Below are 5,695 nucleotides of genomic sequence, written 5' to 3' on the forward strand. Positions count from 1 at the left end.
GCGGCGCCGACCGCGCGGCTGCGCCTGGTCGAGGTCGGCGGCCAGGCCCACGACGACTTCTACACCGTGATCGCCAACCCGCTGCTCTGGTTCCTCCAGCACGGGATGTACGGCCTGGCCCTCGACCCCACCCTGACCAGGCGCGAGCACGCCGCCTGGGAGGACGGCTACGTGGCCGTCAACCGGCTGTTCGCCGACGCCGTGGCCGCCGAGGTCGAGGCCCGCGGCGGCCGCGCCCTGGTCATGCTCCACGACTACCACTTCTACCTGATCGGCCAGGAGGTCCGGAAGCGCTGCCCCGAGGCGGTGCTGTCGTTCTTTCTGCACATCCCCTGGCCCGGCCCGGACGCCTGGCGGGTGCTGCCCCCGCCCTGGCGCGAGGCCGTGCTCAACGGGCTGCTCGGCAACGACGTGGTCGCCTTCCACACCGAAGGGTTCGCGCGGAACTTCCTGCTCTGCGCCCAGGAGCTGCTCGGGCTGCCGGTCGACCTGGAGGCCATGACCGTCCAGGTCGGCGACCGGGAGGTGGCGGCCCGCCACTACCCGATCTCGATCGACGTCGCCGCCATCCGCGAGCTGGCCGACTCGGCCGAGGTGGCCGAGCACGCCGCCGCCCTGACCGAGGCCTTCCGGGACGAGGACCGCCAGCTGATCCTGCGGGTCGACCGCACCGACCCGTCCAAGAACATCGTCCGCGGGTTCCAGGCGTTCGCGACCATGCTGGAGGACCACCCCGAGCTGGCCGGCAAGGTGAGCTTCCTGGCCATGCTCCAGCCGAGCCGCCAGGACGTGCCCGAGTACGCCGACTACCTGGCCGAGATCGGCGCCACCGTGGCCAGGGTCAACGCCGCCCACGGCCGCGAGGGCTACCAGCCGATCGACCTGCGCCTGGCCGACGACATGGCCATGGCCGTGGCCGCCTACACCGTCTGCGACGTGCTCATGGTCAACGCCCTGGCCGACGGCATGAACCTCGTCGCCAAGGAGGCGGTGGTGGTCAACCGCCGCGACGGCGTCCTCGCCCTCTCCGAGAACACCGGCGCCCACCAGGAGCTGGGCGCGTTCGCGGTCACCCTGCACCCGTTCGACGTCCAGCAGCAGGCCGAAGCCCTCCAGGAGGCCCTGACCATGGACCGCGGCCTGCGGCGGGCCCGCCGCGAGGCCGCGGCCGCGGTGGTCGAGGAGAACGACATCGCCAAGTGGCTGCACGCCCAGCTGGCCGACCTGGGGGTCAGGCCTCCAGGAGCTGCTTGAGGGCGGCCATCCGCTCGCGCCAGAAGAGCTTGAGCTTGTCGGCCGTGCCGGCGTCGGGGAGGCGCTCGTGGACGAGGGCGGCCTGGCTCTTGGACTCGCCGCGGGCGGTGAACCAGACGACCAGGCGGGTCGAGCCGTCGCCCCAGTTGGCCCGGAACGACTTGGCCGGCTGGGCGCTGCGGACCTCGACGGGGGCGCCGGGAAGCCAGCGCTCGCGCAGGGCGGGGTCGGTGAAGGCCTCGTAGAGCCGGTCGACGGGCACGGCCACCGTCTTGGAGGCGTTCACCTCGAAGAGCCCGCCCCGGCGCTGACCGGGGGCCCGCAGCCCGCGGGCCCGCTCGTAGCCGACGGTGACCCCCTGCGCCCACCAGCCCGGCACCCCGTGCTCCCCCACCAGCCAGCGGACGATCTCTGGATGGGGGCGCTCCGCCCCACCCCACTCGTCCAGCAGCGCGAACCACTCGTCCCAGCCGCGGCCCGTGTTCGCCCGGATCGCCTGCTCGGAGTAGGGCCGCTTCGCCTCCGGCGCGTCCCCCGGCGGGGTCGCGGCCGGCTCGGCAGGCTGGGCCGGGGCCTCGGGGTCGGCCGTCGCCTCGGCCTTGGCCAGGAGCTGGCGGCGGGCGGTGGTGTAGCTCTCGGACGTCTTGTCCATGCGGGCGCGGACGCGGCCCTTGAACGACTTCTGCCTGGTCATCTGGTGCTCCTCCGCACGCGGGTGGCGCGGGACCCACGCTCCCGCCGCCCCCGCGACGAGGGCACTCGACCAGCGTCCCGAGGACTCGAGGTCCCCTTTACCTCCGCGGGCCGGTGGCGTGAGCACCGGGGAGGAGGTCGGGCGCGGGACGGCGCCGGCCCGAGCATAGCCGATGGCCCCGGCGACCGGAACCCTTCCGCCCCAGCCCTAGGGGGCGGGGCGGAGCCAGAGCGAGGCCCGGGTCGGCTGCATGGTCTGGTCGACCACGGCCAGCAGCTCGCCGGTCAGGGTGGTCAGGTCGACCTGGTCGCGGAGGCGGGCCGCGAACGCCTCGACGGTGCCGGCGGCGTCGTAGCGGCGCCGGTTGAAGCGCCGGTCGACGAGCTCCTGGACGCGGCGGCGCAGGGGCGCGAACGCGGCCACCACGGCCAGGGTGGCGGCGGCCACGGCCAGGCTCGAGCTCTCGGGCAGGAGCCGGCCGAGCCCCAGCACCACCGCGGCGTAGCCGAGGCCGAGCAGCACCGTCAGCAGCCCGTAGGCCAGGGTCCGGCTGACGACCCGGTCCAGGTCGTACAGCCGGTAGCGCAGCACCGCCACCCCGATCGCCACCGGCGGGCACAGCAGCGCCGGGTAGACGACGTGCGAGATCCAGTCGGGCGCGACCCCGAGCCCGCTCGGCACGGACACGACCAGCCCGGCCACCGCGGCCGCCGCCCCGGCGGCGACCCAGCGCATCTGCTGGCGTTCGACCCCGTGGGAGGAGCGGAACCGGAGCACCACGCAGACCGCCGCCGGCGGCAGGCTCCACCAGTGGAGCAGCACGCCGACGAGCGTGAGCGTCGCGGCGACGGAGCCGGCCGGACCGGCCAGCCCGAACGGGTTGTCGATCCCCCGCTCCTCCAGCGGCCCCGGGGCGAGGGTGCCGGCCACCGTGGCCAGGACGGCCCCGGCCACGCTGGCGACCACGACCAGCCGCCAGCGGCGCGACCGGAGGTGGCCGTTGGGCAGCAGCAGGGCCGGGAGGGTCACCCCGAGGGCGATCGGCGGCGCCCAGCCGAGGCTCCCGGTCGCCACCACGACCTTGGCGGCGAGCGGCAGGGCCTGGTGCTCGCGGATGAGCTGGTCGACCCAGGGCTCCAGCGGGACGGTGTAGGCCCAGGCGAGGCCGGCCGCCCCGTACAGCCAGCCGATCGGGTTCTCCGGCCGCCGCAGGGTCAGCACCAGCCCGACGGTGGCGAACCCGAGCACGAAGAAGAACGCGTAGAGGGCGCCCTCGACCAGCACGCCCAGGGTGAGCGGCCGGTAGATGGCCAGGGTGACGGCCAGCCCGGCGGCGCAGCAGCCGAAGGTGACCAGCCACAGCGCCCAGGCGAGCACCACCCTGGTTGGGGGCCGCAACATCACCTTCCCTCCTCGCGTCCAGGAGTCTCGGCGCAGTCTCCAGGAGGTGCGGTACGGGAGCGTTACGGGCTCTCCCGAGGCACCCCGGAACTGTCACAGGTACCGGTTACGCTGGGACAACGCAACGAACCCCTTCCCCGAGGACTGAGGCCTGTGACCACCACCATCACCGACGCCGACCTGGCCGAGCTGGCCCGCCCCTTCCCCACCGATTTCGTCGAGCGCAAGGACGGCAGCGACTACGTCGCCCACCACGTCGTCAACCAGCGCCTGCTCAGCATCGTCGGCCCCTTCGACTTCGAGCTCGTCCAGGTCATCCGCGGCGACGTCGCCGCCGTGGCCCCCGACCCGAGCGCCCGGAGCCGCCGGGCCCGGGCCGGCACGCCGGCGCTCCAGAACGTCGTCGTCGGCGGCATCTGGCGGCTCACCTGCTCCATCGACGGCCGCCAGGTCCGGGTCGAGGAGGTCGGCGACGTCGGCGACGTCCACAACTGGCCCCACGACGGCGCCCGCCTCAAGGACGCCGCCTCCGACGCCCTCAAGCGCTGCGCCATGCGCCTCGGCCTCGGTCTCCACCTCTGGGCTCAGGAGCACTACTTCCTCGACCAGCAGCTCCGCGCCCAGCACCGCCCCGAGTAGCGGTCAGCGCCCGCCTGGGTCGAGCAGCTCGGCCAGGTGGAGGGCGCGGCGGCCGGCCAGGTGGTCGAGCTGGGTGCGGCAGGAGAAGCCGTCGGCGAGGAGGACCGCGTCCGGGGGGGCGGCGCGGACGGCCGGGAGGAGGGCGGTCTCGGCGACCGCGACCGAGACGTCGTAGTGGCCGCGCTCGGCCCCGAAGTTGCCGGCCAGGCCGCAGCAGCCGCCGACCGCCGTGACCCGCGTCCCGGCCCGGGCCAGGAGGGCGCGGTCGGCCTCCCAGCCGAGCACGGCGTGCTGGTGGCAGTGGGGCTGGGCCACCGCCACGACCCCACCCAGGTCGGGCGGCGCCCAACCGGGCGTGCCCGCCAGCACCTCGGCCAGCGTCGCCGCCGCCCGGGCGACCACGGCGGCGGCCGGGTCGTCCGCCCCGAGCAGGGCGAGCGCGTCGTGCCGCAGCACCGCCAGGCACGACGGTTCCAACCCGACCAGGACCGCCCCACCGCCTCCCCCGCCCGACCCACCGGGATCCCCTTCGAGCAGGGCCGCGAGCCGGTCCACCGTGTGGCGGAGGGTGCGCCTGGCGGTGTCGAGCTGGCCGGTGGAGATCCAGGTGAGGGCGCAGCAGAGGGGCTCGTCGGGGAGGTCGACCCGGTGGCCGGCGGCCTCCAGGACCCGGACGGCGGCCTGGCCGGCCGCGGGCGTGAAGTGGTTGGTGAAGGTGTCGGGCCACAGCAGCACCCGGGGACCTGTGGCCGGGGACGAGCCGGCCGGCGGGCGGTTACGCCACCAGGCGCGGAGGGTCTGGGGGGCGAACGCCGGGAGGGGGCGGCGGGGGTCGACCCCGGCGAGGCGGCGGCCCGCGGCGGCCAGGAACGGGGTGGCGAGGAGGCGGTTGGCCAGGCGGGGGGCCCGGGCGGCGAGGGCCGCCCAGCGGGGCAGCCAGCCGAGGCTGTAGTGGGCGGCCGGGCGGCGGCGGCCCCGATAGGTCTGGTGGAGGACCTCGGCCTTGTAGGTGGCCATGTCGACCTCGGCCGGGCAGTCGGAGGCGCAACCCTTGCAGGCCAGGCAGAGGTCGAGGGCCTCGTGGACCTCGGGTGCGGGCAGGCCGCCGATCAGGGTGCCGTTGACCGCCTCCTGGAGGACGCGGCTGCGTCCCCGGGTGGTGTCCTTCTCGTCCCGGGTGGCCAGCCAGGACGGGCACATCACCCCGCCGGCGCCGGTGTTGTCGGCCACGCAGCGCCCGATCCCGGTGCAGCGGTGGACGGCGCTGGTCAGGTCGCCGCCGTCGGTGGGGTAGCGGAACCCGAGCCCTTCGGTGACCGGGCCGACCATGGTCCGGCGCAGGTCGGCGTCCAGCGGCCGCGGGCGCACCAGCACCCCCGGGTTGAGCAGGTCGCGGGGGTCGAAGACGGCCTTGACGGCGGCCATGGCCTCGATCGCGGCCGGCTCGAACATCCGCGGGAGCAGCTCGGACCGGGCCCGCCCGTCGCCGTGCTCCCCCGACATCGACCCGCCGTACCCGCCGACCAGCTCGGCCGCCCGCTCGACGAACGACCGGTAGACCGCCCGCCCGCCGGGCCGGTCGAACGGGAAGTCGATGCGCACGTGCAGGCAGCCGTCGCCGAAGTGGCCGTAGGGGATGCCGCCGAGGCCGTGGTCGGCCAGGAGGGCGTCGAAGTCGCGCAGGTAGGCGCCGAGCCGCTCGGGCGG

The 5,695-nt window shown here is 75.4% G+C and carries 5 protein-coding genes; 2 read left to right on the forward strand and 3 right to left on the reverse strand.

Translation table 11 applies throughout. The annotated features are described in order from the left end of the window. Positions 1 to 1,254: trehalose-6-phosphate synthase (locus VF468_08445; protein ID HEX5878335.1), on the forward strand; the 1,254-nt coding region annotated here is incomplete at its 5' end. On the opposite strand, the gene VF468_08450 is transcribed toward VF468_08445, so the two are convergent. Continuing rightward, positions 1,232 to 1,948, reverse strand: a complete 717-nt coding sequence (locus VF468_08450) for a DUF4287 domain-containing protein (protein HEX5878336.1) — start codon at positions 1,946 to 1,948, stop codon at positions 1,232 to 1,234. The two genes, VF468_08445 and VF468_08450, sit on opposite strands and share 23 nt — an antisense overlap. A gap of 207 nt (positions 1,949 to 2,155) precedes the next feature. Further along, complete coding sequence (locus VF468_08455) at positions 2,156 to 3,349, reverse strand: hypothetical protein (protein HEX5878337.1); 1,194 nt, start codon at positions 3,347 to 3,349, stop codon at positions 2,156 to 2,158. 153 nt (positions 3,350 to 3,502) lie between these two features. Between VF468_08455 and VF468_08460 the strand changes: the two genes are divergently transcribed. Beyond that, positions 3,503 to 3,988 (forward strand): Rad52/Rad22 family DNA repair protein, encoded by a 486-nt coding sequence (locus VF468_08460; GenBank protein ID HEX5878338.1) that lies wholly within the window; start codon positions 3,503 to 3,505, stop codon positions 3,986 to 3,988. A 3-nt stretch (positions 3,989 to 3,991) separates the two neighbouring features. Here VF468_08460 and VF468_08465 read toward each other — a convergent pair. Further along, positions 3,992 to 5,695 (reverse strand): FAD-linked oxidase C-terminal domain-containing protein (locus VF468_08465; protein HEX5878339.1); only part of this gene is annotated, 1,704 nt, incomplete at its 5' end.

The organism is Actinomycetota bacterium (assembly GCA_036280995.1).
In the GTDB taxonomy this organism is placed as follows: Bacteria; Actinomycetota; CALGFH01; order CALGFH01; family CALGFH01; genus CALGFH01.

Coding starts and splice junctions, on each gene's coding strand:
- VF468_08450 (HEX5878336.1), bottom strand. CDS start 1,948: ATGACCAGGCAGAAGTCGTTCAAGGGCCGCGTCCGCGCCCGCATGGAC.
- VF468_08455 (HEX5878337.1), bottom strand. CDS start 3,349: ATGTTGCGGCCCCCAACCAGGGTGGTGCTCGCCTGGGCGCTGTGGCTG.